The organism is Actinomyces bouchesdurhonensis (assembly GCF_900128465.1).
Lineage (GTDB): Bacteria > Actinomycetota > Actinomycetes > Actinomycetales > Actinomycetaceae > Pauljensenia > Pauljensenia bouchesdurhonensis.
In genome coordinates this window covers 64,195-66,786 of sequence record NZ_LT635864.1, presented here as the reverse complement: position 1 = coordinate 66,786, position 2,592 = coordinate 64,195, and the positions used below count along the sequence as shown (strand labels likewise).

Sequence of the window (2,592 nt, the reverse complement as noted above, 5' to 3'; positions counted from 1 at the left end):
GGCGCCCCTCAGATACCGCCGATGCGAATCATCGCGTAGACGGGCAGAGCGGCGACAAGGAATTTCGCGGCGCCTCGGCCCAGGACGGAGGCGAACTGGGCGGAGGAGGCGCGTTCGCCGAGGAGCGCGTCGACGACCGACACGGCGAAGCCGACGCCGAAGCCGGTGACGCCGCCCAGGGTCAAAAATGCGGCAAAGTCACCGAACCGTTTCGCGATGAAGGGGAAGACGACGGGCAGCAGGTCCGATGTCTGCCCGAGGAACCACGCGATTGACGCGGCGACAAGGCCTGCGATGAGGCCACAAATTGCGGCGTAGACGATGCCTGCTGTGGCGCTACGCCCACTGCGAGCCGATGCGGCTGCGACGATGGCCACCAGCGCGGCCATGGGCACGATGACTGACCAGCGCTCGTGGACGGTGAGTGAGACCCACATGGAGCCGGAGGTAATGATGAGCAGCGCGGTCACAGAGGAGGCGAGTGCGGCGCTGAGCGCGGTGGATCCCCAGTGTTCGCTTGTGCGACCCACCGAGTGGTCGCGCGGCGCGGGCGCGTCGAGGATGATGGCGGCGACCAGGGCGACCAGCGTGATGCCGGTCAGCGGGACCGCGATGTCAAGGTTCTTCCAATAGGCGACGGCAATCGGGGTGAGGGTCCCACCGAGGGCGAGAACCCCTTGCGCGAGCCACGGCATGTGCAAGCGCGCCAAGGTCGGCCACCCGATAGCCAAGAGGAAGGACGCGACCGCGACGACGGGGCCGACGCTCCAACGCGAGCCGGGCAGCCACCACACGGTGATTGTGAGCGCGGCCAGCAGGGTAACAGTGAGGGTGCCGAGGCTCGTCGGTACGTGCCGGGTAGCCAGGGTGTCGGGGCGGCGCCCGCGGTTGATGCGGGGGCGCGTGGGAGGGGTCGATGTCATCACGCTTCCATGGTCCCACATGTGGGCACTCGACGAGGCCGGGGCCGCCCAGGCGGGTCTCCTACGCGAGGTGGTGGGCTGGGATTTTGCCGGGTGGGGACGTTGTCGTTGTAGGAGCGAGCACCGTCGCATTCCGCCCGTTGCTCGGAGTTGCGGTGGTTGCGGCAACGGCTCTGGCTTGGCCGGTGAGGGCCCGGTAGCGACCGCTGGGCCCGGTAGCGACCGCTGGGCCCGGTAGCGACCGCTGAGGGCGGGCTGTGGCGCACGCCCCTGTGTGGGTTGATCCACGCCCCCACGGCGAGCGTGCGCGAGGGGCTTAGTCGTACAGTTGTGGGGCACGCCGGACNCGAGGGACACGTCGCACAGCATCGGCTTGACGCGGTCCGCGAAGGACAGGAGGTGGTCGGCCACCTCGGCGGGGTCGAGCACCTGGAGGTCCACGGCCTCGAAAATGGTGTTCTTTGGAGCCAGAGCAGCCTCGACTTTGGTGCGCAGCTCCTCGGGGTGGAAGAGGTCCTGGATGCGCAGACCGATGCGGTTCATCTTGTCGGCGTAGGTGGGGCCGATGCCTCGGCCCGTCGTACCGATCAGGTTGTTGCCGCGCGCACGCTCGTTCGCCTGGTCCATGAGGCGGTTGTACGGGGGGATGATGTGCGCGTTGGAGGAGATGCGCAGGCGCGAGCAGTCGACGCCGCGCGCCGTGATCGCCTCGAGTTCCTCGAAGAGCACGTCCAGGTCGACGACGACGCCGTTGCCGATGATGGGAGTGACGCCTTCGGAGAGGATTCCGGCGGGCAGGAGGTGCAGCGCGTACTTTTCGCCGTCGATCACGACGGTGTGTCCGGCGTTGTTGCCTCCGTTGAACTTGACGACGAAGTCGGTGTGCTGGCCGAGCTGGTCAGTGGCCTTGCCTTTGCCTTCGTCGCCCCACTGGGCGCCGAGCACGATGACGGCGGGCATGAGTATCTCCGTTAAGTTGGGTGAGTCGCGCGGGTGCGCGCAACGCATCCATCGTACCGGAGGAACGACGAGGCCGGGGCACCCTGGCAGGTCGCGTCAGTTTCCGGCGGCGGCCAGGGCGACGCCGATGCCCCACGCGGTGGCGCACGTGAGGGCGGCAATCAGCTCGATGGCGATCGTCCAGCCGAAGGCCTTCAGGGCCTGAACCGTTGCTTTCCAGGCCCTCGCGGTGTCGCTGCTGCGCAGGTATTCGACGAGGAAGATCGCGGCGATCATGCCCAGGACGAGGCCGAGGGGCAGGCCGATGAACCAGCCAACGACGCCGCCGACGCCTCCCCACACGAGCGTGGATTGGGGGATTCCCGGCTCTTCGCATTTTGGGGTGTGGGGGGTGGTGTTGGCATGGGGTCGGGGCCTGCCCGATGATTGAGGTTGCAACACTTCAAACGCTGGGAGGCCCCGACATGTCTAATGCTACCTTTTCTGCTCCGGATATGACGATTTATTGCGGGTTGGAGGAGCTGGGCTTGGTGGCTGTGGGGATGTGCTGCCAAGGGGGTGGGTTCGTCCTGAAGTGCCGTGTGGCTAATCCTGTTCGGCTGTGTCCAGGGTGTGGGCGCCCGGGGTATTCGCTGGGGTCGCGTACCCGGCGCTTAGCGCACGAACCGCGGGGGCATCAGCCCACGACGCTGGTGGTGTATGTGGGACG

1 protein-coding gene and 2 pseudogenes are annotated in these 2,592 nt (G+C 67.2%); all 3 read right to left on the bottom strand.

The features are described 5' to 3' along the window. Positions 1-8: 8 nt before the first annotated feature. The gene (locus BQ7477_RS12735; RefSeq protein WP_200783455.1) at positions 9-923 is read right to left on the bottom strand and encodes a hypothetical protein; all 915 of its coding nucleotides are present in this window, start codon (positions 921-923) and stop codon (positions 9-11) included. A 348-nt stretch (positions 924-1,271) separates the two neighbouring features. Then, positions 1,272-1,883 (bottom strand): annotated as a pseudogene (locus BQ7477_RS02120) (adenylosuccinate synthetase); the annotation flags it as partial. 96 nt (positions 1,884-1,979) lie between these two features. Continuing rightward, positions 1,980-2,246 (bottom strand): annotated as a pseudogene (locus BQ7477_RS02115) (DUF456 domain-containing protein); the annotation flags it as partial. Positions 2,247-2,592: the final 346 nt, after the last annotated feature.

Coding starts and splice junctions, on each gene's coding strand:
- BQ7477_RS12735 (WP_200783455.1), bottom strand. CDS start 923: ATGACATCGACCCCTCCCACGCGCCCCCGCATCAACCGCGGGCGCCGC.